Here is a 23,844-nt window from a genome sequence, read left to right as displayed (position 1 = left end):
TGGGCTGATTTTGTATGTAAATATACAAAGTAAAATCCATTTCAAGGTAGAAAAATGTTAAAAATCAGAATGTCACGACCGGCTGAAGCGTCAGAGATTATACAAATTTGGAAGGGTTCAGTAGATGCAACACACGACTTTCTGACAGCATATGACCGACAAGAGATCGAAAAAGAAGTTGTCGGCTTTTTTTCAGAAACCCCTGTATGGGTAGCAACAAATCAGGATGACCAACCACTAGGATTTATGTTTTTGCATGATGGTCATCTGGAAGCACTTTTTGTAGATGCTTCTGCTCGTGGACTTGGCGTCGGCAAACGGTTGATCTCACATGCACTAGCCCTACATCCTGATCTAAGCGTCGATGTAAATGAACAAAACCAGCAAGCTGTAGGGTTTTATCAGCATATGGGCTTTCAGATTTCAGGTCGTTCCGAGCAGGATAATCAGGGGAGACCATATCCCCTGTTGCACCTAAGCAAAGCTAATGGGATGTAGCCATTGCGGTAGCATAATATCATTGATTTTTCCGCTAAAACGACGATGTAAGAACAACCCTGCTCACTATTTACATGAGGCATTGGTCATTATTTCCATTCAAATCTTGTCGTTTGAGGGTTGAAAATAATCGCTGCATAGGTCCATTTTTTACCAGTAAGGATCTGTTCAATGCAGTTAGTCGCATAGAGATCGTCTGGCGGGGAAAATCTAGCGTACTCTGACTCTTCAGTAAGCTTAAACTCGTGAGAGATATTTACCGTCTGGTGACCTCCATCATTTACGCTGCATTCACACTTAACCCTGGCCTCATAAAACTCATCCGGAAGCCCCTCCAGCATGCAGCCTGTAGCCCATTGCAAAAGCTGTTCATTTGAATATTTTGGCTGAACGGTGGTAGCTTGTTGCTGATTGCCTGTCAGCCGCTTTAATGTGTTGAGAAAGGAAAACATCTCACCTCCTTGTTTTTTCCAAGCATAGCATAGTCCGGTTACTGAACCACCGCGTTGCCGCCTCGCTGGTGGTATCGAAGAAGCTTACCTATACTCCAGGTGCAGCAAAAGCTGTCACCTTACCTGGAGTTACCCATGAAAAGCGTCAACTTGAACGTTTCTAAAGACCAGCCTAAAAATTCTGATAAGCGGTCTGGGTCTGACAACAAAAAGCCAAAACAGGATAAAAAGTAGCGGTTCGCTAACATCATTTACTGCAGTTTATCGTGCTGGAGGTCCTATGTCCGAACGCCCCGATATTGTTGACCCGTTACCTTCTGACAGACCGGACCGGGACGATCCCGACCGTTATCCGCCAGATGATATTGACCCCATTGACCCTGACGATCCTGATTTTGACGATCCTGATATCGATAACCCTGATATCGACGATCCCGATCGTACAAGGCCTCTCTGATAATAGCCGCCTGCGGGCGGCTTTTTACTGCTCTGAAGCGTCACGCGGCTGTCACAATAGATGTCTATTCTAAGAACCGCTAATTAAGGTAGTTACATTCTCTGTTAATAAGGAGAATACTATGCGGCGCGTGTTTCTGTTAGAAAATAGGCTTTTCAAAATGAAAAGAAAAATGCTGTTATCGTTACCGCTCATTGTGGCAGCGGGCGCGGTGTGTACCGGTTTTATGTACAATAATAAACCGGCCTACATTACGAAAGCTGAATCCCGCGTTGACTCTTATCTTTCGAACAGCTTCGGTCCGGGGCAGTGTGGCATTGCGCCAGCAGAGCAGGGCCGGTGGGATATGGAGTGCCAGCGTCGCGGTGGCCAGTTAGTATTTAAATATGCAGTTTATCCTGCTGATAAAGCGCCTTATGCGGTTGCGACAGATTACTATCTGGTGGCCGCTAATGAAGAAGCGAAAAAAGCCGCGACCGTGGGGCTGATGCGTTATCTGAAGATCGATACCCGTATTCAAAAAGGTTAACCGCCTCGTTTAAGCTTTGTTAAGAAACAATATGCGAGGATGGTGAAGATCCGCTATCCCAACGAATAAACCTCGGGGTAACGTACAGACCAAAATAGATCTATCCATGCAAGCAAGCATTTGCCGCCAGTATTACTGGCGGTTTTTTTATGCCTGATTTTTACGGTAGTCGCGAGGAGAGAGAGCGAAACGCTGGCGAAAATGGTGGCGCAACGAGGCGGTGGTGGCAAAGCCCGCCTGCGCAGCGACCTCTTCCATACTGAGATCGGCGTTAGCTAAAAGCGTTCTTGCCCGCGTCAGCCGCTCCTGTAAAATCCAACGCGCGGGCGTGGTTCCCGTCGCCTCATCAAAACGGCGTAAAAAGGTTCTTGGACTCATTCCAGCAAGCTTCGCCAGCGATGCCACAGAGTGCTGCTCCGCAAGCTGACTGTGAAGGTAATCGAACACCTTCCCGAGCCGCTGGCTCTCGCGTGGTCGGGCGACGGGCCGGGCAATCTGCTGGCTTTGCGAGCCATCACGATGCGGCTGTACCACCAGCCGTCGGGCAACGTTATTGGCGATATTGGTACCGTAATCCAGACGAACCAGATGCAGGCAAAGATCTATCCCGGCCGCGCTGCCTGCCGACGTCAGCACGTTACCTTCATGATAGTAGAGCGCGTCCTCAAGCACCTCGATAGCGGGATAACGCTCCTGCAGCAACGGCGTATAACGCCAGTGCGTGGTGGCTTGCTTTCCATCAAGCAGTCCGGCTGCGGCCAGGACAAACACCCCCGAACAGATAGACAGGATCCGGCAGCCGCGCGTATGGGCCTCGCGCAGCGCCTGGCACAATGACTCTGGTATCGGGCTATCAACACCGCGCCAGCCGGGAATAATGATGGTATTGGCCTGAGTCAGCAGCTCCAATCCCCCGTCAGCCACCAGCCGAATGCCGCCAGTGGCGCGCAGTTCACCCTCTTCCACGGCTGCCACGGCAAACCGATACCAGTTCTCGCCCAACTCTGGGCGCGGCAGACCAAAGATCTCCACAGCAATGCCAAATTCAAAGGTGCAAAGACCATCGTAAGCAACGGCCACCACTAGCGGGCGGGGGGAAGGTAAAGTTGTCATTATCCTGATGTTTTCTGGCATGGCGGTAGGCGGTGAGCCAATACATTTTACGTTAGCTTAGTGTTAACACAACCAAGGAGAAAGTACCATGAGCTACGTAAGCGAATATTCCGCCGCCCCCGCAGAGCAGGCCGCCCGCCATTTTCTGAAGCGCCTGAGCGTTGAGACCGACTGCGCCGATGTTCATCACTCACTTACGCATCAGCAGCAGGATTTTGCTCTGCTGCACGTTGTGGGCAGCCCTGAAGCCTATGCTAAACGTCATCTGCCTGGCGCGGTGCATCTTCCCCATAGCCAAATAACTGAGGAGAAGATGCGCGAATGGCCCGCTGGAACGCTGTTTGTTGTCTATTGTGCCGGCCCACACTGTAACGGCGCCGATCGTGCCGCGCTCAAACTGGCGACGCTGGGCTTGCCGGTAAAGATCATGATCGGCGGCATTACCGGCTGGGAAGATGAAGGATTTGCATTCGCCAGCGGGGATTAACATGGGCGCATGAAAATTTTTCATGTGCCGTGAATTATTCTCCGTTGCGTCGGGCGGGAGAGTGTGACATATTTTTAGACATATAGCCGTCCAGAAGGCTAAAAAGTTTAAATCATGAACTATCACGTCAGGTTATCATTACCTGACGGCAAGGAGATTACCATGCAGCGTCACCACTCCCCGTTCCGCGCCGATGTTGTCGGCAGCTTCCTGCGCCCGGATGCTATCAAGCAGGCTCGTATTCAGTTTGCCGCAGGCGAAATCGATGCGGGCCAGCTGCGCGCGGTTGAAGACAGCGCGATCCGCCAGGTGGTAGAGCAGCAGTGCGCCTGCGGCCTGCATGTTGTTACCGACGGTGAATTTCGCCGCGCCTGGTGGCACTTTGACTTCTTTGATGGCCTGCAGGGTGTAGAGCGTTACGATTCTGATAAAGGCATTCAGTTCAACGGTGTACAGACCAAAGCGCACGGCGTACGCGTGACCGGCAAGCTGGCCTTTGGCGATCACCCGATGCTGGAAGATTTTCGCTTCCTGCAAAGCATCAGCGGCAGCGCCCAGCCGAAGATGACCATTCCCAGCCCGAGCGTGCTGCATTTCCGTGGTGGCCGTAAGGATATCGACAGCACGGTCTACCCGGAGCTGGATGCCTATTTTGACGACCTGGCAACGACCTGGCGCGACGCAATCCACGCTTTCTACGAAGCGGGCTGCCGATACCTGCAGCTTGACGATACGGTCTGGGCCTACCTGTGTTCAGACGATCAGCGTCGCCAGGTGCGTGAACGCGGCGAAGATCCAGACGAGCTGGCGCGCATCTACGCCCGGGTTCTGAACAAGGCGCTGGAGGGCAAACCGGAGGATTTAACTATCGGCCTGCACGTCTGCCGCGGTAACTTCCGTTCGACCTGGATCTCTGAAGGCGGCTACGAGCCGGTGGCGGAAGTGCTGTTTGGCCAGGTCAACATCGATGCCTTCTTCCTGGAGTATGACAATGACCGCTCCGGCGACTTTGCGCCGCTGCGCTTTATCCGTCCGGGCAAACAGCAGGTTGTACTGGGTCTGGTCACGACCAAAAACGGTGAGCTGGAGAACCCCGAAGGGATCAAGGCGCGCATTCAGGAAGCCGCGCAGTATGTGGATATCAATCAGATTTGCCTTAGCCCGCAGTGCGGTTTTGCCTCTACGGAGGAGGGCAACAGCCTGACCGAAGCCCAGCAGTGGGATAAGGTTCGCCTGGTAACGGCCGTTGCGGAGCAGGTCTGGTAATGACGGAAAAGGGCAGAATATTCTGCCCTTTTTTTATGCTTTTGCTGCACTGAGTCCGCTGTCCCAGGGTCTGACCTGCATCCCGCGCAGCATCATCAGCCAGGCCATGACAATCGTCGCCGCCAGGATTGCAAATAGCGCCCAGCCCGGGAGCGTGGTCAGAATGATGCCGGTAGCGAGTGGATTCATCGCCGCGCCTAGCCAGCCGAGGGCTTGAGCAGAGAAATAGCTGGCTTTCATCCCCGGCGGGGCGATGTTATCGATCAGCATGTATTCACCCGGCGCGTAAATGATCTCCCCAATAGTAAATACCGCAGCGGAGAGTCCCCACAGCCAGAGCTGGCTACCGGAGCTCATAAAGCCCAGCAGCCCGAGCACGAAGCAGAGCGTACCGATGGCCATCATTGGGCGAATATTACTGGCACGCAGAGAGCGACCGATAACGTACTGGAACATCACCACGATAACTGCATTGACCGGCAGCACCAGCGCAACCACCTTCTGCGCAAAGGCATTATCGGCCACGGCCATCACGTACTGCGAAATGCAGGAGGCAAAGGAACCGCTGACGAACGAGGCCAGCAGGCCGGAGAGGGTGAACCATAGCAGGGCTTTATCGTGCAGAAGAACCGACGGTGACCAGGGCTGGCTAATCTCGCCCTCGCTCTTCACCCTGACACGCTGAACCCAGAGCTGGATAAACACCAGCGGGAAGGCCGCACAACCCGCAGCCAGCCAGAACGGCAGCTGGCTGCTCTGCATGACCAGTAGGGTGCCCAGCGGCGGGCCGACCGTCCAGCCGATATTTAGAAACGAGTAGTTAAGAGAAAATACTTTTGATTTCGCGGTCGGTGCCAGCGTATCGGAGAAGTAGGCTTTAACAACGGTGGCAAAAACCGAGTAGGCGCAGTTGATAATCGAGAAGAAGATAACCACCAGCACCGCATCATGGCTGAGGGGAATGCCGATAAAGCTCAGCACAAAGATGGCGATGGCAATCAGCATGTAACGTTTTTTGTCGAACCTGTCGGCCAGAATACCGAAGCCAAGGCTAAAGAAGACGCCGACGGTCATAGCCACGCTCAGGGCGAAACCGACCTCATCTACCGCCATGCCATACTGGCTATTGAGATAGATCGTCATGAAGGGCAGCGTAGCGCCGCGCCCGATAGTTAACAGCAGTGATGAAGCAAGCAGTGCGATGATGGAACGTTGCTGAGATGTGATCATGTGGTATCCGACAGTGCGTAGTTTTTATTTTTGCTTTCGCTATCAGCAATACCACGGCTAAAGCGCACTGTATAGCGACCAGATCTATGACATCGCACAGGCTGACCTACCGAATATTGTGATCTGTCTCTCGACAGGCTTTTACGATAACGTAATATTTTTACAAAAATTTAAACTTCAGGGGCAGGTATGACGCGGAAAGACGGGCTGCTGGCATTGCTGGTAGTAATTGTATGGGGACTTAATTTCGTTGTTATTAAGGTCGGGCTGCACAATATGCCCCCCCTAATGTTGGCAGGTCTGCGCTTTGTGCTGGTAGCCTTTCCGGCACTGCTGTTTGTCGCCAGGCCAAAGGTACCGCTGCGCCTGCTGCTGGGCTACGGCCTGACCATCAGCTTTGGCCAGTTTGCCTTTCTGTTTAGCGCCATCAAGTTTGGCATGCCCGCCGGGCTGGCGTCACTGGTATTGCAGGCGCAGGCTTTCTTTACGATCGTCCTTGGGGCAGTCGCCTTTGGTGAGCGGCTGCAGCTCAAGCAGGTGCTGGGAATTACCCTCGCCGTTTTTGGCGTACTGGTGCTGGCCGAATCCAGCCTGAACGGGCAGGACGTTACTCTGCTCGGCTTTATGCTCACCCTGGCGGCAGCCTTGAGCTGGGCCTGCGGCAATATCTTTAATAAGAAGATTATGCAGCACCCATCGCGACCGGGCGTCATGTCGCTGGTGGTCTGGAGCGCACTGATTCCCATAGTTCCCTTTATGGTCGCATCGCTGATCTTTGATGGCCCGGCGGTGATGGTGCAAAGTCTGGTACAGATCGATATCACCACTGTGCTGTCACTGATCTACCTGGCGTTTGTCGCCACTATCATTGGCTACGGGATCTGGGGAACGCTGCTTGGCCGCTACGAGACCTGGCGCGTAGCGCCGCTCTCGCTGCTGGTGCCGGTGGTAGGCATGGCCAGCGCCGCGCTGCTGTTGGATGAGACGCTGAACGGTTTACAGCTGCTGGGGGCCATGCTGATTATGGCTGGTCTCTATATCAATATTTTTGGTTTTCGTCTGCGCCCGTCGATCGCGGCACGCTAAAAAAAAGCCCCGCACGTGGCGGGGCAAGAACGTATTAGCCGTGCTTAGTTATAGTAAGGCACGCCTAACTCGTCGGATTTATCACTTCCGGAACCCATGTGGTTAAAGTCAAAGGGTGACTGATCATGGGCGGAAGGCATAATCATCGCATCGCGCTGTTTTTGATCGGTAGGGCGCGACTGCTCCGCAAAGCTGTTGCCAGAGAACAGCACCAGCAGAGTAAGGGCGGCGGAGACGGTAAACTTCATGATTTCCTCGATACGTCTTAAAACAGGCGTTTAGCAATTACAGTGGTTTATAGGCATAAGATAACGGGCTTCGCCGTGCATATTGGTCATGCGATACTTATGCGGCGGCACGTCGAAATAGTTTTTAAAGGTTCGGGTCAGCGTCTGCTGTGACTCAAAGCCGTAGCGCTCTGCCAGATAGAGAATCGGCTCGTTACTCTGCTTAAGCTTCTGTGCGATTTCAGTCAGCTTGCGGCTACGGATATAGTGACCTAAAGAGTGCCCGGTCTCTTTCTTAAACATTCTTTGCAGGTGCCATTTTGAGTAACCTGAACGCTCGGAAACCTTCTCCAGCGACAGCGGTGATTCCAGGTTATCCTCGATCCAGTCCAATATGCTATGAATAGTAATGGCGTCATTATTGCGTCTGGACATCATTATACCTCTTCTGTTTACGGCAGTATTTTCTTGAGTAGGTACTCAAGGGTTGCCACTTCATCTGCCGTTAAGTTTTTTGTTAGTTCCTGATGCAGGTCTTGCCCCACTAATTTATGGCCTTGCTCACAAAGCGCTGCGCCGTCGGCGGTAAGCTGAATCAATACGCCGCGCTTGTCATGCGGGTTAGGCTGGCGTTCAATCCAGCCTTTACATACCAGTCGATCCAGCATCCGGGTCAACGCCCCGAGATCGACAGACAGCACTTTTTTCAGCTCCACCGGCGTGATACAGCTTGCGCAGCGGATAGAGCAGAGCACCTTAAATTGCGTCGCCGTTATATCCAGCGGCGAAAGGTAATCGTTTAATAAGCGATCTTTTTTCTGGTTGACCATGTGGATCAAGCGGCCCAGTGGGATGATTTCATTGAACAAGTCACTGGTGCTTTTCACAATGGTTGCCCCGGCAAGTAGATTAGTCACGGCAGATATTATTGCCGGGGCAACTATAAGTCAACTGAATGCATTAACTTATTCCACAATTTGCTAAAACGTTTCATGTACTAATTTTTTAGCAATAACTAATAAATTAATAACTTCAAGTTATACATGGAGTTAGCACAATGCCCGCTGCGCAAAAAGGGTCTTTGCAGGTATAATGCGCGCAGACTATTCCACGTCGAGGAGTGAAGCTTATGCAAGATCTGTTAAGGGCTATTGGATTGGGGCTGGTGGTGTTGCTGCCGCTGGCTAACCCCTTAACCACCGTCGCGCTGTTTCTTGGCCTGGCGGGTAACATGAACAAAGCCGAACGCGATCGCCAGTCGCTGATGGCATCGGTCTACGTATTTGCCATTATGATGGTTGCCTGGTATGCCGGGCAGGTGGTGATGAATACTTTCGGCATCTCCATTCCCGGACTGCGTATTGCCGGCGGGCTGATTGTTGCCTTTATCGGTTTCCGGATGCTCTTTCCCCAGCAGAAAGCACATGAGTCGCCCGAGGCCCACACAAAATCAGCAGAGCTGATTGAAGAGCCGGATACCAATATCGCCTTCGTCCCGCTGGCCATGCCCAGCACCGCCGGGCCGGGAACCATCGCGATGATCATCAGTTCAGCTTCCACGCTGCGTCATAGCTCTACTTTTCCGGAGTGGGTTATCCTCGTCGCGCCGCCGCTCATCTTCTTTATCGTGGCGGTGATCCTCTGGGGCTGTCTGCGCAGCTCGGGGGCGGTAATGCGGCTGGTGGGAAAAAGCGGTATTGAAGCCATCTCCAGGCTGATGGGCTTTCTGCTGGTCTGTATGGGCGTGCAGTTTATTATTAATGGGGTGCTGGAAATTATCTCCAGCTACCCTGCATAATTTTACTGCGTCTGTTCTTCTAACACCGTGGGCCAGCGGCGGAAAATCACCACCGACCAGACCAGCGCCGCCAGCGCGGGTACCGCGCCCACGTAGCCTACGTTGGCCATCGACCAGTGCAGGCTCACCTGGTTGCCCACCAGCGCGCCCGCGCCGATGCCCAGGTTAAAGATGCCGGAGAAGAGCGACATCGCCACGTCGGTGGCGTCCGGGGCTAGCGACAGGACTTTCACCTGCATGCCAAGCCCGATAATCATAATCGCTACGCCCCAGAAAACGCCGAGCACGGCCAGGTACGTCGTGCTGTGCGAGGCGGGGAGCATCAGCACCAGCGAGAGCGTCAGCACGGCAATTGCGCCGCTCACCAGCGTGGAGGCGTGCAGGTTGCCCAGCTTGCCAAACAGGACGCTGCCAATTATACCCGCACCGCCCAGGATTAGCAGCAGCACGGTAGCGAAGCTGGCGCTCAGTCCTGCCACGTGCTGTACAAATGGCTCGATATAGCTGTAGGCGGTGTAATGTGCGGTCACCACCACGACCGTGAGCAGGTAGATGCTCATCAGTGCCGGGCGGCGAACCAGCAGCGGCAGGCTTTTCAGCGAGCCGGAGTGTTCGCTCGGCAGCTTCGGCAGCAGCTTCACCAGGCAGAGCAGGGTGATCAGCGCCCCAAGACCGATGATAAAGAAGGTGGTACGCCAGCCAAAATATTGCCCGACGATACGGCCAATTGGCAGCCCGAGCACCATTGCCAGCGCCGTGCCGGTGGCCAACAGGCTTAGCGCCTGAGCGCGCTTGCCCGGCGGCGCTACGCGGATCGCCAGCGAGGCGGTAATCGACCAGAAGATTGCGTGGGCAAAGGCGATGCCGATCCGGCTTATGACCAGCACGGTAAAGTTCCATGCCAGGAAAGAGAGCACATGGCTGGCAATAAACAGCACAAACAGCAAAATCAGCAGCTTACGCCGCTCCACCTGGCTGGTGAGCAGCATAAACGGCAGGGACATCAGCGCCACCACCCATGCATAAATGGTGAGCATAATGCCCACTTCCGGCGTCTGCATGCCGAAGCTCTCGGCAATGTCAGAGAGCAGGCCGACGGGAACAAATTCAGTGGTATTGAAGATAAAGGCCGCAATGGCCAGCGTCACGACGCGCAGCCACGCAACTTTGCGTGAAACGGTGTTCGTTGTCATAAGGTTATAGTAGTGTTGATGACGGGAAAAGATATGGCGATCTTAAAACGTTCACTGGCGAAAATACAATCGTTTTGTGATTTAGATCTCATTTTAAGCCCGTAATAAGCCCTCTCTTTCCTCAACGTTGATGGACACCATGAAAAAACGGGAATTTATCACTCAGGACTTGCTCAGTAAGATCTTTCAAACCGCCAGCGAGCCGTTACATAAATTACCCGCCGAGCGCGAACTTGCTGAAGAGTATGGCGTCTCGCGCTATACCGTGCGTGAAGCATTAAAAAAGCTGGTCAGTATCGGCGTAATTCGCATCGTACAAGGTTCAGGCATTTACGTTAGTGAAAATGCGCGCAGCAATCCGCTGGTCTACAACTCCATTACCGAAAAACGCTTCGACCAAATGCGCTATCGTCTGCTTAGCCTGCATAAACGGCTGCCGGGCAAAGAGCAGCAACAGGTATTTGGCATCGGTGAAAATGATTGGCTGTGGCATTTCTGTCGCCTGCGCTACGTGGACGAGCGCTGCACGCAGATCGAAACGTCCAGTCTGCCGCTGGCACGCTTTCCCGACCTCAATCAGCAAGCGATCGAAAGTTCACTACAGCGCTATGCGATCGGCAAAGGCCTCACGCTTTCCCACTTCCTCACCCACTACCAGGCAGTGGCAGCAGACAAAACTCAGGCCGCGCTGCTTGGCTGCAAACGCGGCACGCCCGCCATGAAAATTACCAATCGCGGCATTCTTTCCGGCGGCGAAGTATGGGTGCTGAGTGAAGTGATCGACATTCATTACGAATGTACCTACATCACGCCATTCAACGCCGACAATCTGCGCTTTCGCAGCGGCAGTTAGGGCGTGTGCATCGCGCCGTTCGGCAGACGGCTTTGTGTCCATTCATGCGGACGATAGACCACTGGAAAACGCGCCAGCGCTGTTTCATCTACCTGCAGCCCGATGCCAGGACGATCGATCGGGTACATATAGCCGCCCTCGGCCTGTGGCGCGTTGGGAAACACAGCCAGAGTATTCACCAGCGGCGGGATAAATTCCTGAATCGCTGCGTTATGCAGGTGAATATTAAGGTGCGTATTCACCGCCACGCCAATGGGCGTCATATCTGGCGGCCCATGCCACGCCAGACGCACGCCAAATGCCTGACACAGTACCGCTAATTTAAGTGCTGGCGTAATACCGCCAATCTGTGACACATGGCAACGGATAAAATCGATCTGCCGATTGACGATCAAATCGTGCCACTCGGCCGGATTGTTAAATAGCTCACCCAGCGCCAACGGCACGCTGCTGTGCGTCCGCACCTGCGACAGCCAACCGCTCTGCTGTGGCGAGACGATATCTTCCAGAAACCACGGTTGATAAGGCTCCAGTGCTTTCGCCAGCTGGATCGCCTGCTGGGGAAACAGTCGCTCGTGCACATCATGCAGAATATGAAAACGCTGACCATACTTCTCGCGCAGCGCTTTAAACATGGCGATAGTATTCGCCATATACTCATCCTGATCGTAGTAGGTGCCCGCCGTCGGCTCGCGGGTGGCATGTAAGTCCTGCGGCGTGCCGCCGTAAAAACCGAGCTGGCAGCGAATGTAGCGATAACCTTGCTCAAGCAGCGCATCCACCTGGGTATAAAGTTCATCCATGCTTTCGCCGGCAGCATGGCTGTAAACCGCTATCGCGTCTTTCGATTTACCCCCAAGCAGTTGATAGAGCGGCATTCCCGCCAGTTGGCCTTTGATATCCCACAGCGCCATATCCACACCCGCAATGGCGTTGTTCATTACTGGACCATTTCGCCAGTAGGCATTTACCTGCATCATCTGCCACAGATCTTCAATGTGATTGCCGTCGCGCCCTATCAGCAGTGGTTTCAGATATTCATCCACCATCGTTTTCACCGCCAGCGGACGCTGCTGAAACGTGGCGCAGCCATAACCGACAATATTTTTATCGGTAGTGACCTTGACCAGCACCAGATTGTGACGATCCGGGCGGGTGATGAAGCATTCAACGTTAGTGATTAGCGTGGGTGTCATGGTCGCTCCTGACGGCTGACTAAAAGCAGATTCCGGCGACTATTATTCCTGCTCTTTTTTACTGATTACCAGCACTTTATTTTGGTCTGCCCAGAGACATTAAAGAATATAAAAACCAGACCAATTCTTTAGAATGCCCGTTAAGACACCTTCTTAGGCCTGCTTTTGTGAGCATAATCACTTTTTATTGGTTTGTTTATCGCGGCAGCCTTCCCGTAGACTTCTTCAGCATTGGACATGCCGTCATCAAGGCAGACGAGGAGCAGGAAATGAGTAATCCAGCCATCATCAACGCGCTGATCCAGGGCGTTGGCGGTCGAGAAAATATCAATAAAGTCTGGCATTGCATGACGCGTCTGCGCTTCGATCTGGTCGATGAGGCGAAGATCAATCAGCAAGCCGTGGCACAGTTACCTGGTGTATTAGGTGCGCAGCTACAAAGCGAGCAGTTTCAGGTGATCATCGGCCCGCAGGTTAACCATTGGTATCAGCAGATCGGCGGCGACGTTGCTGCTGAGCCAGCCAGCGCACCACCAGCCAAAGCGAAGAGGGGGCTGGTGTCGCTGTTTATGGACACAGTGTCCGGCGTTTTCGGTCCCATCGTACCGGCTATTGCGGGTGCAGGCATGATCAAAGGCTTGCTGGCCGGTTTTATTGCTATGAATCTGCTGTCGGCAAAAAGTGACACTGTAATGGTGATCGATATGATTGCCAGCGGCGTGTTCTGGTTCCTGCCCTTTTTCCTGGCGGTTTCCGCCGCGAAGATGTTTAAAACTAACGAGTATTTAGCGGCGGCCGTAGTTGCCTGCTTAATGTATCCCTCCCTGATTGAGGCGGCTAAGCAGCTGGCGAGCGGCGCACCGGGGGCGGTGCAGGCTTACTGGTTTGCCGGCGTACTGCCGGTATCGGTATTCAACTATGCCTCCAGCGTGATCCCGGTGATCTTCTCCGTGCTGGCGCTGAGCTATATTCACCGCGCCGTCGATCGCATCATGCCGCAGGTCTTAAGAACCGTGTTTACGCCAACCCTGACGCTGTTTATTGCCGCGCTGGTGGCGTTAGTGGTGATTGGCCCAGTAGGTATCTGGCTGGGCAAGGGTCTGGCGTGGTGTATTCAGGGCCTGTTTGATACGTCGGCGGTGCTGGCGGGTTTGATTGTCGGTGCGATCCGTCCGGTGGCCATTCTTACCGGCATGCACCACGCCATGACGCCTATCGCCCTGCAAAACTTCAGTGAACACGGCTACGACATGCTGATGCCGATGATGTGCATGGCAAACATGGCGATTGCCGGGGCGACCTTTGCCATCTGGTTTCAGAACCGTCATCGCGACGATCGCACCGTGACGCTGTCGGCGGCGATCTCCGCGCTGCTGGGCATCACCGAACCGGCGCTGTTTGGTGTGCTGACCAAAGAGAAGCGGGCATTTATTGCCGCGACAATTGCCAGCAGCGTAGCGTCTGCGTTTATCGCTTTCTTTGGCGTGCGGCTGTTTGGCTACATTCTCTCCAGCATCTTCAGCCTGCCAGCCTATATTGGCCCATGGTTCCCGTACGCCATTTCCGGCGTGCTGATCTCGCTGGTGCTGTCGTTTAGTTTGACGCTGCTGTTAGTGCGGCGTAGAGCCGCACATTAATGCTTAGCTATCAGGGCAGGCGGGCGATGTTTGCGGCAATTACGCTGGCCGAGTGCCGGAACTTCGCCTGCTCATCTTCCGCCAGCTGCAACTCAATGATCTGCTGCACGCCGCTCTGGGCCAGCACTGCCGGCACGCCGATGGCGATGTTCTCCGCGCCATACTCTCCGTCCAGTACGCAGGAGATCGCCAGCGCACGGTGACTGCCGGTAAAGATATTGCGGCAGATCTCGGCGATGGTCCCGGCAATGCCATACTCGGTACAGCCTTTGCGGGCGTAGATATCAAAACCCTGACGGCGAACCTGCTCTGCCAGACGCTCACGATCCAGCTCTTGACCCGTCTTGCGCCGATAGACCTCGGCGATGGGTGAACCGTAGACCGAAGAGTGGGACCAGACCGGGAATTGGGTATCGCCATGCTCGCCGAGAATAAAGGCATCGATACTCTGTGCACCAATATCCAGCGTCTGGGCGAGGGAGCGGCGCAGGCGAGTGGTATCCAGCCAGACGCCGGTGCCAATAACCTGGTTACGCGGCAGTCCGGAAAGCTTCCACACCTGCCAGGTGATAATGTCACACGGATTGGTGGCGATCAGAAAGATGCCGTTGAAGCCGTTAGCCATCATCTGCGGCACAATCTTCTTGACGATTTTTGCCGTGTTGGTCAACTCGTCCAGCCGGGTCTGGCCGGGCTGAAGCGGGCCGCCGGAGACGGTGATCACCGCGATATCGACATCCGCACACTCACTGGCCTCACGGGTAGAGATGGTCATCATCCCCGGCATATAGGCCGCAGCGTCTGCCAGATCCTGGGCGTGTCCCTCGACGCGATCGCGGTTGAGATCGACCAGGATCAGCTCTTCACAAATGTTCTGGTTTAGCAGAGCGTACGCTGCCGATGCTCCGACGTTGCCGGTACCAATAATCATGACTTTACGGGCTTTAGTATTCATTCTTTTTCCGTTAACCGTTAATGGCGACCGCTTAAAAGTATCCCTTGCGGGTCATCGACGCAACATCCTGAAACATCTATTGTATTATCCTATGACGTCTGCGGGCGCTCTTGCAGCAGGGCAATAAACGCCTCCAGCGGGCGGCTCTTTGCGTCCCTGCGCCATACCAGCCAGGTGGTCAGCCAGCGCCACTCCTCCGCCAGCGGCCAGGCAGAGACCTGATGATGACCGGGCATACTCTCCAGCATGGAGCGCGGCATCAGCGCCAGCCCGGCTCCGGCTATCACGCAGGCCAGCATCCCATGGTAGGACTCCATTTCATGGATTTTGCCGGGCATTGCGCCCGCCGCCTTAAACCAGCTCTCAAAGTGGCGACGGTAGGAGCAGTTGGCGCGAAAAGCATAGATGCTGATGCCATTTACCCGCATGGCATCAGCAATGGGAGAGTGTCCGCCGGGGGCGACGATCATCATCTCTTCCCGGTAAACCGGGATCCCCTCCAGACCGGGATGCATCAGCGGCCCGTCAACAAATGCTGCGCTCAGCCGACCCTCAATCACCCCGTCGATCATGGTCCCGGACGGCCCGGTGGCGAGGTCAAACTGAATGCGTGGATAGCGCTGGTTGAAATCGGCCAGGGTCGCGGGAATGCGTACGGCGGCCGTGCTCTCCAGTGAACCGAGGGAAAACAGCCCCTGCGGTTCGTCACCGGCGACGACGTTGCGCGCCTCTGCCACCAGATCGAGGATCTGCTGGCTATAGCGTAAAAAGCTGTGTCCGGCGGGAGAGAGACGCAGCCGCTGATTTTCACGGATAAAGAGATCCACACCAAGATCGGCCTCCAGCTGGCGGATACGCGTCGTCAGGTTCGAGGGTACCCGATGCACCCGCTGTGCGGCCTGGGTAATGCTGCCGGTCTGCGCCACGGCGTTAAACATCTCAAGCTGGGTTAAATCCATGCTGTTCTCAATTCGTGAATAGGTGGGTTAATATTATTCAGTTTTCAGAAATAGCAGAGTGGGGCAGGATAAAGCAAGTTCCTTATTTAGAAGAGAGATAAATAATGTCCATTTCCGCAAAAACACACGCACTATCTATTAACCCAGCGACGGGCGAGCAGCTCTCTGCCCGTCCGTGGGCGACCTCGGCAGAGGTCGAGACGGCGCTGGCCGCCGCGCAGCAGGGTTTCCGCCAGTGGCGCGAGCAGAGCGTGGATCAACGCGCCCAGGCGCTGCGTAACGTTGGTGCCGTTCTGCGTCAGCACGGCGAGGAGATGGCCCAGTTGATTAGCGCCGAGATGGGCAAACCCATTCTGCAGGCTCGGGCTGAGGTAGCAAAATCAGCCAACCTCTGCGACTGGTATGCCGAACATGGTCCGGCCATGCTGGCGAGCGAGCCGACCCAGGTAGAAAATAATCAGGCGGTGATTGAGTACCGTCCGCTAGGGGCAATCCTGGCAGTCATGCCGTGGAACTTCCCGGTCTGGCAGGTGCTGCGTGGTGCGGTGCCGATCCTGCTGGCGGGCAACAGCTACTTACTGAAGCATGCGCCTAACGTGCTGGGCTGCGCCGAACTGCTGGGCGATATCTTTCGCGAGGCGGGTCTACCGACGGGCGTCTTTGGCTGGGTGAACGCCACTAACGAAGGCGTAAGCCAGGCGATTAACGATCCGCGCATTGCCGCCGTGACCGTTACCGGCAGCGTGCGTGCCGGGGCGGCAATTGGTGCCCAGGCGGGTGCGGCACTGAAAAAATGCGTGCTGGAACTGGGCGGGTCCGATCCCTTTATCGTGCTTAATGACGCCTCGCTCGATCTGGCCGTTAAGGCGGCGGTTGCCGGACGTTATCAGAATACCGGGCAGGTCTGTGCCGCGGCGAAGCGCTTTATCGTTGAGGCGGGCGTAGCAGAAGCCTTTACTGAAAAATTTATTGCCGCAGCGGCAGAGCTGAAGCTGGGCGCGCCGAACGTTGAAGAGAACTATCTTGGGCCAATGGCGCGTTACGATCTGCGCGACGAGCTGCATGCTCAGGTTGAGGCCACCCTGAATGAAGGCGCGACGCTGCGCCTTGGCGGGGAGAAGATCAGCGGGAAGGGCAATTACTATCCGGCAACGGTGCTCACCGGCGTGACGCCGGAGATGACCGCGTTCCGTCAGGAGCTGTTTGGCCCGGTAGCCACAATTACCATCGCCGATGATGCTGAGCACGCTTTATCCCTGGCAAACGACAGTGACTTTGGTCTCTCCGCAACGATTTTTAGCGCTGACGAGGCGCGGGCGAAAGCGCTGGCGGCGCGTCTTGAGTGCGGCGGCGTGTTTATCAATGGTTACAGCGCCAGTGATGCCCGGGTGGCGTTTGGGGGCGTGAAGAAGAGCGGCTTTGGTCGCGAGCTGTCACATTTCGGCCTGCATGAGTTCTGCAACGTGCAGACGGTGTGGAAAGATCGTCTGTAATCGCTAGCGTTATCCTGCGCGGCACCGGGGTTAATTCAGCGGTGCCGTGCTGTCATGGTTCTGTCATTTTTCTTTCGTAGACTCACGCGCAGTGTGTAGTTACCGAAGATGAGTTACAGAAGAATATCATGAACTTAACTAAAATTTTTCCGTCTGTTTTTCGGCTGGCTAAGCCACGACAGTTTGGCCTGCTGGCCGGGATATTGTGCATTATCGGGTTGTTCTCCGCGCTTCAGATCTCCTCGTCTCTTCTCCTCTCCCGTTCTCTACATGATGCTCAGCACCATGAGCGACTTAATCAACAGGCTATCCTGCAACAGGCAAAGGTTGATGAAGCGCGTGTTGCGCTGCTGGCGGCAAGCGATCTGCTCAACCGTGCAGGGGTCTACTTTATGCAGGATCAGGCTACCGGCTCGGAAGGAAGCTGGCATAGCCTGATGGATGAGGCCCAGCAGGCGCTGGAAAGCTCGCAAAAAAGCTGGCAGGCGTGGCAGGCGCTCAATCCCCCGCAGGACGAGGGGCTGATTAACAGCTATCAGCTCTTCTACGGGGCAATCAAAGAGCAGGCGGATGCCCTGACCCGCAGCCAGTCCATCGACGCCTTTTTTGCCGTACCGGCTCAGGCTTTCCAGTCCGACTTTAATGATAAGTTCGCCCGCTTCCGCGCTGCCAGCGACGCGCGGGCGGAGGAGGGCAGGCAGACGTTGATGGCCCGCCTGGGGGATCTGCAATACCTCTTTATTCTGGGACCGGCACTGCTGCTGGTGATCGCCATCGCCGTCTGGTTTGGCATGTCGCGCTGGGTGATCGCTCCCCTCAAACGGCTGATCACCCATATCGACCTTCTGGCCGCAGGAGACCTCTCCGTAGCGCCGCCGCCGGTGACCAGTTTTAACCGGGAGATCGGCCAGCTCAGCATCAGCATTGAGGCTATGCAGCGGGGACTACAGCAGCTGGTGACCCAGGTTAGCGATGCCACCGCCTCGATGGTGAGCAATATCGACAGCCTGGCGCAGGGCAACCAGAAGCTTTATCAACAGTCGGCTCGTCAGGCGAAAGAGCTGGACGAGGTAACGGCGAATATTGCTGAGCTTGAGTCCCACGTAGAGGGCAATACGGGCTATGCAAAGCTTGCCAGCCAGCGCGCCGAGGAGGCCCGTCAGGCTGCCGCCGGCGGGGACAAAATGATGGATACAGTCAATGAGTCAATGCGGGCCATTGTAACGCGTTCCGATGAGATGCGCGGCATAGTGGCGCTAATTGATAACGTCGCGTTCCAGACTAATATTCTGGCCCTTAATGCTGCGATTGAAGCCGCCCATGCGGGCAACCATGGACGCGGCTTTGCCGTGGTGGCAAAAGAGGTGGGCCTGCTGGCGCGTAAAAGCAGCCACTCAACGCAGACGATTCAGGCTCTTATCCAACACTCACTTCAGGGGATAAAGGCAGGCTCGCAGGCGGTGAACCGGCTGGAAGATAACCTTCAGCAGGTGACGGGCCTGGTGGGGCATCTCAGCGGCCTGCTCAATGACATCTCCCTGGCGACGCTAAACCAGGGCGAAAATATCCATCAGATGACGCGCCAGCTTCACGGTTTGAACCAGGTCGCCCGCCGCACCGGTGAGCTGGTGAGCACCGCCGCCGAGGCGTCACAGCAGCTGCACGATAACTCCCGACAACTTATGCAGGCGGTCACGCGTTTTCGACTTCCAGCCTGACGCTCGCTGCCTGGCTCTGGTATACTCGCAGCCCCTGTAAAGCCTGTGAGCAAGGAGTGTTGTGTGGCGACGGTCATGGATAATGACATGCTGGAGTCTATTCTGACTCAGGTGCGGCCTCTGGTAGGCCAGGGGAAGGTGGCCGATTACATTCCGGCGCTGGCGTCGGTAGAGGCGAATAAGCTGGCGATTGCGGTCAGCACCATCGATGGCCGCCACTTTCAGGCCGGCGATGCCGATGAACGCTTCTCCATTCAGTCTATCTCAAAGGTGCTGAGCCTGGTGGTGGCGATGGATCACTACCGGGAGGAGGAGATCTGGCAGCGCGTGGGCAAAGATCCCTCCGGCCATCCCTTCAACTCGCTGCTCCAGCTTGAGATTGAGCAAGGGAAGCCGCGCAATCCGTTTATCAATGCCGGGGCGCTGGTCGTGTGCGATATGCTACAAAGCCGCCTCAGCGCGCCGCGCCAGCGAATGCTGGAGGTGGTGCGCCAGCTTAGCGACGTCAGCGATATCACCTACGACAGCAGAGTAGCGCGGTCCGAGTTCGATCACTCCGCGCGCAATGCGGCTATCGCCTGGCTCATGAAATCCTTTGGTAATTTCCATAATGATGTGGCGACGGTGCTGCAAAACTACTTCCACTACTGTGCCCTGAAGATGAGCTGCGTCGAGTTGGCTAAGACCTTCCTGTTTCTGGCGGACGAGGGGCGCGCATCGCATCTCACCCGACCGGTCATCTCCCCGTTGCAGTCGCGACAGGTTAATGCTCTGATGGCTACCAGCGGCATGTATCAGAGCGCAGGAGAGTTTGCCTGGCGCGTAGGCCTGCCGGCGAAGTCCGGCGTGGGGGGCGGAATTGTGGCGATCGTACCCCATGAGATGGCTATCTGCGTCTGGAGTCCAGAGCTGGATGAGGCGGGCAACTCGCTGGCGGGTATTGCTATGCTTGAAGCACTCAGCCATCAGCTGGGGCGTTCGGTTTACTGATGATTAGCCGCATCGTTACCCTTATCTGCCGGGACAGGATCCTATGCTTTCACAACTGAACATCGCGTTACATCCGTTCCATAAAGAGAGACCATGGCGTAACGCGGTTCTGATCTTTCTGCTGACCACGCTGTTCTATTTTATTGGCGCAATGCTCAGGCTGGTGGAGGAACTTTCTCTGTTCTGGCCGTTGAATGCGGTGATGGCCGGTATTTTTGCACGCTATACGTGGCTGAACCGATTGCACAACTATGCCATCTGCTACATAGCGATGCTGGCCTACGACGCGATGACCACCACCTGGGGAGCGACCTCGCTGGTGATTAACCTGTCGAATATGGTGTTTATTCTCACCGTGGCGCAGCTTATCGTGCGAGATAAACGACGGCCCGAGAAGCGCACGCTGCCGGTTAGCGCCCTGCGAATTTTCAACTACTGCCTGCTAGGGGCGCTGGGCTGTGCGCTGGTCGGTGCCTTTGCCTCGGTAGGTATTGATAATCTGACCTTCTGGCCGCTATTTGCTGACTGGTTCAGCGAGCAGTTCTCTACCGGGGTGCTGATTTTGCCCTGTGTACTCACCCTGACGTGGCCGCGTTGGGTTGGGCCGTTTCGCGTTGAGCACCTGCTACCGATTGCAGCCCTGATCGTTTCACTCACTGCTTCGGTGGCGATCGGCGGGGCGGGAAGTCTCCTCTTTCCGCTGCCAGCGCTAATCTGGTGTGCGGTACGCTATTCGCTGCTGACCACTGCATTTTTGACCTTTCTGACCGGGGCGCTGGAAATTATTCTGGTCGCTAACGGGGCGATCAACATCTTTGTTGCCAGCCCGCTGGAAATGCCGCGGATGTTTTCGGTGAGGCTAGGGATCGCCACCATGGCCATCTGCCCGATCATCGTCTGCGTCAGCGTAAATGCCATCAATGCGCTAATGAAACAGGTCTCGCTGCGCGCTGACTTTGACTTTCTCACCCGGGTTTATTCCCGCTCCGGCCTGTATGAAGCTCTGGCTCGCGAACGGAATAGCGGGGCGCGACACCTGTCAATCATGCTGCTGGACATCGACTATTTCAAAACCATCAACGACAGCTTTGGGCATGAGTGCGGCGACAGAGTGCTGGTCACGTTCGCGCAAAAGGTACAGGAGATCGTGGGCGACAGCGGCATTGTGGCGCGAATGGGAGGCGAAGAGTTTGCCGTCGTGGCCGCAACCCAGGATCCCCGTCAGGGATTCATGCTGGCAGAACGCATCCGGCTCGCCGTGGAAGCGCATTCGTTTCGCTGGCGGCAACAGACGCTTTTTTTGACCGTCAGCATTGGTCTTAGCAGCGGCACGGCTCAGTCCTGGGAGCTAACGGAGCGGTTTAACAAACTGCTGGCTGAGGCGGATGATTATCTCTACCGGTCGAAAAAAGGCGGACGCAACCGCACCAGCGCGCGGGATGAAGAGACGCTGGCTGAATCGGTGTCAGTCGAGGGAAACGGTGGCAACCCGGAGAGTGCGTGACACTGTCACTTATTGCTGACCAGTATGTTGGGAATTGATTGAAATAACGTATTAAATTGCTTGCTACCCATTTTTAACGCCAATACTATAGCCGAGTATACGTATCGGATAACATTGCGCGATGACTGGATCGGATAAGCTAAAAATAAGTGAACGGATCACCGGCAAGCGTTTTGTAAGACGGATGTATCTGATGCGTATGCTCGGGACGCTACTCTGCTTCTTCCCGATCCTCTCCGTGCTGCTGGAGCATCATGAGCCTGTGTGGCTTGTGTTGCTGCTAGCCATAAACGCTTTCATCTGGCCGACTATCGCCTTTCTGCGAGCCAGTAAGGCACAAAAGCCGCTAACCTGTGAACATCATAATCTGGTGTTTGACGCAGCGGCGGGAGGCTTCTGGATTGCCATGATGGCAGTCAATCCTCTGCCTTCCGTGGTCATCGCCACTATTCTTCTTGCCGATCGTCTGTCAGCGGGCGGCCATGAGCTGGTGCGGAAAGCAGGGGCAACTATGCTGGCGGTATTTTCTGCCGCGTGGCTGGCAAAGGGCATGCCGTTTGATCCCATTGTCACCCAACGCACCCTGTATGCCACGCTGCCGCTAATTGCGATCTATCTGCTGGCCCTGAGCGTGTTAACGGACAACATTGCCAAAAAGCTGCGGCAGAAAAGCCGCGAGCTGGAGCGGATTGCGATGATGGATCCGCTGCTGGACATTGCCAACCGCCGCCTGCTGGAGAAGCGCATAAATCATGAGCTTGCAAAGCTACGCGAGTCCGCTCACTGTTCATCCCTGATGTTTATCGATATCGATAACTTCAAGGAGGTAAACGATCGGTTCGGCCATAAGGTGGGGGATACGCTGCTGGTGACGGTCTCTAAAATTTTGCACGTCGCCACCCGTAAAACCGACACCCCGGCGCGGCTGGGGGGTGACGAGTTTGTTATTTTACTCCCGGATACCTCTCCGGAAGAGGCGCTGGTGGTTGCCACGCGCATTATGGATGCCACTGCCGTGATGATGGTAGCCCAGGATCCTACGTTTCGCTGTACCCTCAGCATCGGCATTGCCAACGCTACTCAAGATATGGAGACCGTCACCGACTGGTTAAAAGCGGCTGACGATGCGCTCTACCGAGCGAAACGTGCGGGCAAGAACCGGATCTATGCCCACTGACCAAACGGGCTAAATGCGCTAAGCTTAGGTTTTACTTAGTGAAAAAGGCCCAGTATGAAGACTCCTCAACTTCCTGAAAACGAGCAACAGCGTCTGGCGTCGCTAAATGAGTCCGGGCTGCTGGACTCTGGGACACATGAACGTTTTGACAGGCTCACGCGGTTGGCCAAACGGATGTTCGATGTGCCCATTGCGCTGATAAGCCTTGTTGACAGCCATATGCTGCACTTCAAGTCCTGTGACGGCATTGCTAATGGACAGGTGCTGCGTGATATCTCCTTTTGCGGTCATGCCATCCTCAGCACTCATCCGCTGGTGGTCGAGGATGCGCAGCAGGACGAACGCTTTTTTGATAATCCGCTGGTGGTTGGCCCACCGCATATTCGTTTCTATGCGGGCTATCCGCTACGGCTGCCCGACGGCGCAACGGTAGGCTCGTTTTGCCTAATTGCGCCGGAGCCGCGCGGATTTACCGAGGACAACGTCTCGGTGCTAAAAGATTTTGCCGCCATCGTTGAAGATGAATTTGCTGCTATCAGTGCAGCTACCACCGATGAGCTGACTGGTTTGTTCAACCGGCGCGGTTTTTATAACCTCGGTAAATACGCGATCACCAGCGCTCGCCGCCGCGCGGAGCCGTTAACACTGGCATGGCTGGATCTCGATAAGTTTAAATACATCAACGATACCTTTGGTCATGAAGAGGGCGACAACGCCTTGCGGGCCATGGCATCCCTGCTGCGTGAAAGCTTTCGTGAGGCCGATCTGCTGGTCCGTTATGGCGGTGATGAGTTTGCCATTCTCTTTTCGGATACTGATGAGAAGGGCGCATGGGTAGCGATGCAGCATCTGGCTGAGCAGGCCCAGATGTTTAATCAGACTACCGATAAACCCTGGCAGCTGAACTTCTCATGGGGAGTAAGCGAGTACGATCACGATACCAATCCAGACATGGCTAGCTGGATTAGGTCAGCCGATGAAAAGATGTATGCCATGAAAGAGAAAAACGAGCAGAAAAACCGCTAG

General features: G+C 55.2%; 25 protein-coding genes. 15 read left to right on the top strand and 10 right to left on the bottom strand.

The window, feature by feature from the left end:
- The first annotated feature begins 54 nt into the window (after positions 1 to 54).
- Positions 55 to 498, top strand: coding sequence for an acetyltransferase (locus RTN40_RS09995; RefSeq protein ID WP_312228319.1), 444 nt, complete (start codon positions 55 to 57; stop codon positions 496 to 498).
- 89 nt (positions 499 to 587) lie between these two features.
- On the opposite strand, the gene RTN40_RS09990 is transcribed toward RTN40_RS09995, so the two are convergent.
- Positions 588 to 950, bottom strand: coding sequence for a hypothetical protein (locus RTN40_RS09990; protein WP_312228318.1), 363 nt, complete (start codon positions 948 to 950; stop codon positions 588 to 590).
- Positions 951 to 1,230: 280 nt separating this feature from the next.
- Between RTN40_RS09990 and RTN40_RS09985 the strand changes: the two genes are divergently transcribed.
- Both RTN40_RS09985 and RTN40_RS09980 read left to right on the top strand, forming a co-directional pair.
- A complete protein-coding gene (locus RTN40_RS09985) occupies positions 1,231 to 1,407 on the top strand; it encodes a hypothetical protein (RefSeq protein WP_312210075.1) in 177 nt (58 codons plus the stop codon).
- Between the two features lie 121 nt (positions 1,408 to 1,528).
- Entirely contained in the window at positions 1,529 to 1,936 is a 408-nt protein-coding gene (locus RTN40_RS09980; RefSeq protein WP_312228317.1) for a hypothetical protein, read from the top strand.
- A 147-nt stretch (positions 1,937 to 2,083) separates the two neighbouring features.
- Here the strand turns inward: RTN40_RS09980 and ftrA are convergent, their stop codons facing one another.
- Positions 2,084 to 3,070: a transcriptional regulator FtrA gene (gene ftrA / locus RTN40_RS09975; protein WP_312228316.1), complete on the bottom strand. Its 987-nt coding sequence runs from the start codon at positions 3,068 to 3,070 to the stop codon at positions 2,084 to 2,086.
- A gap of 67 nt (positions 3,071 to 3,137) precedes the next feature.
- Here ftrA and RTN40_RS09970 point away from each other — a divergent pair, with 67 nt between their 5' ends.
- Positions 3,138 to 3,536, top strand: a complete 399-nt coding sequence (locus tag RTN40_RS09970; RefSeq protein ID WP_312228315.1) for a rhodanese-like domain-containing protein — start codon at positions 3,138 to 3,140, stop codon at positions 3,534 to 3,536.
- A gap of 162 nt (positions 3,537 to 3,698) precedes the next feature.
- The gene (locus tag RTN40_RS09965) at positions 3,699 to 4,802 is read left to right on the top strand and encodes a cobalamin-independent methionine synthase II family protein (RefSeq protein WP_312228314.1); all 1,104 of its coding nucleotides are present in this window, start codon (positions 3,699 to 3,701) and stop codon (positions 4,800 to 4,802) included.
- Positions 4,803 to 4,835: 33 nt separating this feature from the next.
- Here RTN40_RS09965 and ydeE read toward each other — a convergent pair whose 3' ends face one another.
- Positions 4,836 to 6,032, bottom strand: coding sequence for an efflux MFS transporter YdeE (gene ydeE, locus RTN40_RS09960; RefSeq protein ID WP_312228313.1), 1,197 nt, complete (start codon positions 6,030 to 6,032; stop codon positions 4,836 to 4,838).
- A gap of 189 nt (positions 6,033 to 6,221) precedes the next feature.
- On the opposite strand from ydeE, the gene eamA reads away from it, so the two are divergent.
- Positions 6,222 to 7,118, top strand: coding sequence for an O-acetylserine/cysteine exporter (gene eamA, locus RTN40_RS09955; protein WP_312228312.1), 897 nt, complete (start codon positions 6,222 to 6,224; stop codon positions 7,116 to 7,118).
- Between the two features lie 44 nt (positions 7,119 to 7,162).
- On the opposite strand, the gene marB is transcribed toward eamA, so the two are convergent.
- From marB to marR, 3 genes are read right to left on the bottom strand one after another with little or no spacing between them, the layout of a single operon-like run.
- On the bottom strand, positions 7,163 to 7,366 hold the full coding sequence (gene marB / locus RTN40_RS09950; protein WP_312228311.1) for a multiple antibiotic resistance protein MarB: 204 nt from the start codon (positions 7,364 to 7,366) through the stop codon (positions 7,163 to 7,165).
- A 30-nt stretch (positions 7,367 to 7,396) separates the two neighbouring features.
- Positions 7,397 to 7,780, bottom strand: coding sequence for an MDR efflux pump AcrAB transcriptional activator MarA (marA, locus tag RTN40_RS09945; RefSeq protein WP_312228605.1), 384 nt, complete (start codon positions 7,778 to 7,780; stop codon positions 7,397 to 7,399).
- 17 nt (positions 7,781 to 7,797) lie between these two features.
- On the bottom strand, positions 7,798 to 8,232 hold the full coding sequence (gene marR, locus RTN40_RS09940; RefSeq protein ID WP_103820981.1) for a multiple antibiotic resistance transcriptional regulator MarR: 435 nt from the start codon (positions 8,230 to 8,232) through the stop codon (positions 7,798 to 7,800).
- 242 nt (positions 8,233 to 8,474) lie between these two features.
- Between marR and RTN40_RS09935 the strand changes: the two genes are divergently transcribed.
- Entirely contained in the window at positions 8,475 to 9,143 is a 669-nt protein-coding gene (locus RTN40_RS09935) for a MarC family NAAT transporter (protein WP_312228310.1), read from the top strand.
- Between the two features lie 2 nt (positions 9,144 to 9,145).
- On the opposite strand, the gene RTN40_RS09930 is transcribed toward RTN40_RS09935, so the two are convergent.
- On the bottom strand, positions 9,146 to 10,336 hold the full coding sequence (locus RTN40_RS09930; protein WP_312228309.1) for a sugar transporter: 1,191 nt from the start codon (positions 10,334 to 10,336) through the stop codon (positions 9,146 to 9,148).
- A gap of 139 nt (positions 10,337 to 10,475) precedes the next feature.
- Between RTN40_RS09930 and RTN40_RS09925 the strand changes: the two genes are divergently transcribed.
- Positions 10,476 to 11,189 carry a GntR family transcriptional regulator gene (locus RTN40_RS09925; RefSeq protein ID WP_312228308.1) on the top strand — a complete coding sequence of 238 codons (714 nt, stop codon included), beginning with the start codon at positions 10,476 to 10,478 and terminating at the stop codon, positions 11,187 to 11,189.
- On the opposite strand, the gene RTN40_RS09920 is transcribed toward RTN40_RS09925, so the two are convergent.
- Positions 11,186 to 12,385, bottom strand: coding sequence for an enolase C-terminal domain-like protein (locus RTN40_RS09920; RefSeq protein WP_312228307.1), 1,200 nt, complete (start codon positions 12,383 to 12,385; stop codon positions 11,186 to 11,188). The genes RTN40_RS09925 and RTN40_RS09920 overlap by 4 nt on opposite strands.
- Before the next feature lie 269 nt (positions 12,386 to 12,654).
- Here RTN40_RS09920 and RTN40_RS09915 point away from each other — a divergent pair, with 269 nt between their 5' ends.
- The gene (locus tag RTN40_RS09915) at positions 12,655 to 14,022 is read left to right on the top strand and encodes a PTS transporter subunit EIIC (RefSeq protein ID WP_312228306.1); all 1,368 of its coding nucleotides are present in this window, start codon (positions 12,655 to 12,657) and stop codon (positions 14,020 to 14,022) included.
- A 10-nt stretch (positions 14,023 to 14,032) separates the two neighbouring features.
- Here the strand turns inward: RTN40_RS09915 and RTN40_RS09910 are convergent, their stop codons facing one another.
- Together RTN40_RS09910 and ptrR are read right to left on the bottom strand one after the other, a co-directional pair.
- Complete coding sequence (locus RTN40_RS09910; protein ID WP_312228305.1) at positions 14,033 to 14,977, bottom strand: L-lactate dehydrogenase; 945 nt, start codon at positions 14,975 to 14,977, stop codon at positions 14,033 to 14,035.
- 89 nt (positions 14,978 to 15,066) lie between these two features.
- On the bottom strand, positions 15,067 to 15,936 hold the full coding sequence (gene ptrR, locus RTN40_RS09905) for a putrescine utilization regulator PtrR (protein WP_312228304.1): 870 nt from the start codon (positions 15,934 to 15,936) through the stop codon (positions 15,067 to 15,069).
- A gap of 104 nt (positions 15,937 to 16,040) precedes the next feature.
- Here ptrR and sad point away from each other — a divergent pair, with 104 nt between their 5' ends.
- The 6 genes from sad to RTN40_RS09875 all read left to right on the top strand — a co-directional run bounded on the left by sad (position 16,041) and on the right by RTN40_RS09875 (position 23,844).
- Positions 16,041 to 17,429: a succinate-semialdehyde dehydrogenase gene (sad, locus tag RTN40_RS09900; RefSeq protein ID WP_312228303.1), complete on the top strand. Its 1,389-nt coding sequence runs from the start codon at positions 16,041 to 16,043 to the stop codon at positions 17,427 to 17,429.
- 128 nt (positions 17,430 to 17,557) lie between these two features.
- On the top strand, positions 17,558 to 19,147 hold the full coding sequence (locus RTN40_RS09895) for a methyl-accepting chemotaxis protein (RefSeq protein ID WP_312228302.1): 1,590 nt from the start codon (positions 17,558 to 17,560) through the stop codon (positions 19,145 to 19,147).
- Between the two features lie 63 nt (positions 19,148 to 19,210).
- Positions 19,211 to 20,137 carry a glutaminase B gene (glsB, locus tag RTN40_RS09890; RefSeq protein WP_312228301.1) on the top strand — a complete coding sequence of 309 codons (927 nt, stop codon included), beginning with the start codon at positions 19,211 to 19,213 and terminating at the stop codon, positions 20,135 to 20,137.
- 43 nt (positions 20,138 to 20,180) lie between these two features.
- On the top strand, positions 20,181 to 21,641 hold the full coding sequence (locus tag RTN40_RS09885; protein WP_312228300.1) for a diguanylate cyclase: 1,461 nt from the start codon (positions 20,181 to 20,183) through the stop codon (positions 21,639 to 21,641).
- Positions 21,642 to 21,825: 184 nt separating this feature from the next.
- Complete coding sequence (locus RTN40_RS09880; RefSeq protein WP_312228604.1) at positions 21,826 to 22,818, top strand: diguanylate cyclase; 993 nt, start codon at positions 21,826 to 21,828, stop codon at positions 22,816 to 22,818.
- Between the two features lie 54 nt (positions 22,819 to 22,872).
- Positions 22,873 to 23,844 (top strand): sensor domain-containing diguanylate cyclase, encoded by a 972-nt coding sequence (locus tag RTN40_RS09875; protein ID WP_312228299.1) that lies wholly within the window; start codon positions 22,873 to 22,875, stop codon positions 23,842 to 23,844.

Source organism: Pseudescherichia sp. (assembly GCF_031987975.1).
Lineage (GTDB): Bacteria > Pseudomonadota > Gammaproteobacteria > Enterobacterales > Enterobacteriaceae > Pseudescherichia.
The sequence above is the reverse complement of the archived record's forward strand: the minus strand, read 5'-3'. Positions and strand labels throughout refer to the sequence as shown.

Excerpts from the sequence above, each read along its gene's own strand:
- RTN40_RS09995 (WP_312228319.1), top strand. The coding sequence starts at position 55 with ATGTTAAAAATCAGAATGTCACGACCGGCTGAAGCGTCAGAGATTATA.
- RTN40_RS09990 (WP_312228318.1), bottom strand. The coding sequence starts at position 950 with ATGTTTTCCTTTCTCAACACATTAAAGCGGCTGACAGGCAATCAGCAA.
- RTN40_RS09985 (WP_312210075.1), top strand. The coding sequence starts at position 1,231 with ATGTCCGAACGCCCCGATATTGTTGACCCGTTACCTTCTGACAGACCG.
- RTN40_RS09980 (WP_312228317.1), top strand. The coding sequence starts at position 1,529 with ATGCGGCGCGTGTTTCTGTTAGAAAATAGGCTTTTCAAAATGAAAAGA.
- ftrA (WP_312228316.1), bottom strand. The coding sequence starts at position 3,070 with ATGCCAGAAAACATCAGGATAATGACAACTTTACCTTCCCCCCGCCCG.
- RTN40_RS09970 (WP_312228315.1), top strand. The coding sequence starts at position 3,138 with ATGAGCTACGTAAGCGAATATTCCGCCGCCCCCGCAGAGCAGGCCGCC.
- RTN40_RS09965 (WP_312228314.1), top strand. The coding sequence starts at position 3,699 with ATGCAGCGTCACCACTCCCCGTTCCGCGCCGATGTTGTCGGCAGCTTC.
- ydeE (WP_312228313.1), bottom strand. The coding sequence starts at position 6,032 with ATGATCACATCTCAGCAACGTTCCATCATCGCACTGCTTGCTTCATCA.
- eamA (WP_312228312.1), top strand. The coding sequence starts at position 6,222 with ATGACGCGGAAAGACGGGCTGCTGGCATTGCTGGTAGTAATTGTATGG.
- marB (WP_312228311.1), bottom strand. The coding sequence starts at position 7,366 with ATGAAGTTTACCGTCTCCGCCGCCCTTACTCTGCTGGTGCTGTTCTCT.
- marA (WP_312228605.1), bottom strand. The coding sequence starts at position 7,780 with ATGTCCAGACGCAATAATGACGCCATTACTATTCATAGCATATTGGAC.
- RTN40_RS09935 (WP_312228310.1), top strand. The coding sequence starts at position 8,475 with ATGCAAGATCTGTTAAGGGCTATTGGATTGGGGCTGGTGGTGTTGCTG.
- RTN40_RS09930 (WP_312228309.1), bottom strand. The coding sequence starts at position 10,336 with ATGACAACGAACACCGTTTCACGCAAAGTTGCGTGGCTGCGCGTCGTG.
- RTN40_RS09925 (WP_312228308.1), top strand. The coding sequence starts at position 10,476 with ATGAAAAAACGGGAATTTATCACTCAGGACTTGCTCAGTAAGATCTTT.
- RTN40_RS09920 (WP_312228307.1), bottom strand. The coding sequence starts at position 12,385 with ATGACACCCACGCTAATCACTAACGTTGAATGCTTCATCACCCGCCCG.
- RTN40_RS09915 (WP_312228306.1), top strand. The coding sequence starts at position 12,655 with ATGAGTAATCCAGCCATCATCAACGCGCTGATCCAGGGCGTTGGCGGT.
- RTN40_RS09910 (WP_312228305.1), bottom strand. The coding sequence starts at position 14,977 with ATGAATACTAAAGCCCGTAAAGTCATGATTATTGGTACCGGCAACGTC.
- ptrR (WP_312228304.1), bottom strand. The coding sequence starts at position 15,936 with ATGGATTTAACCCAGCTTGAGATGTTTAACGCCGTGGCGCAGACCGGC.
- sad (WP_312228303.1), top strand. The coding sequence starts at position 16,041 with ATGTCCATTTCCGCAAAAACACACGCACTATCTATTAACCCAGCGACG.
- RTN40_RS09895 (WP_312228302.1), top strand. The coding sequence starts at position 17,558 with ATGAACTTAACTAAAATTTTTCCGTCTGTTTTTCGGCTGGCTAAGCCA.
- RTN40_RS09885 (WP_312228300.1), top strand. The coding sequence starts at position 20,181 with ATGCTTTCACAACTGAACATCGCGTTACATCCGTTCCATAAAGAGAGA.
- RTN40_RS09880 (WP_312228604.1), top strand. The coding sequence starts at position 21,826 with ATGTATCTGATGCGTATGCTCGGGACGCTACTCTGCTTCTTCCCGATC.
- RTN40_RS09875 (WP_312228299.1), top strand. The coding sequence starts at position 22,873 with ATGAAGACTCCTCAACTTCCTGAAAACGAGCAACAGCGTCTGGCGTCG.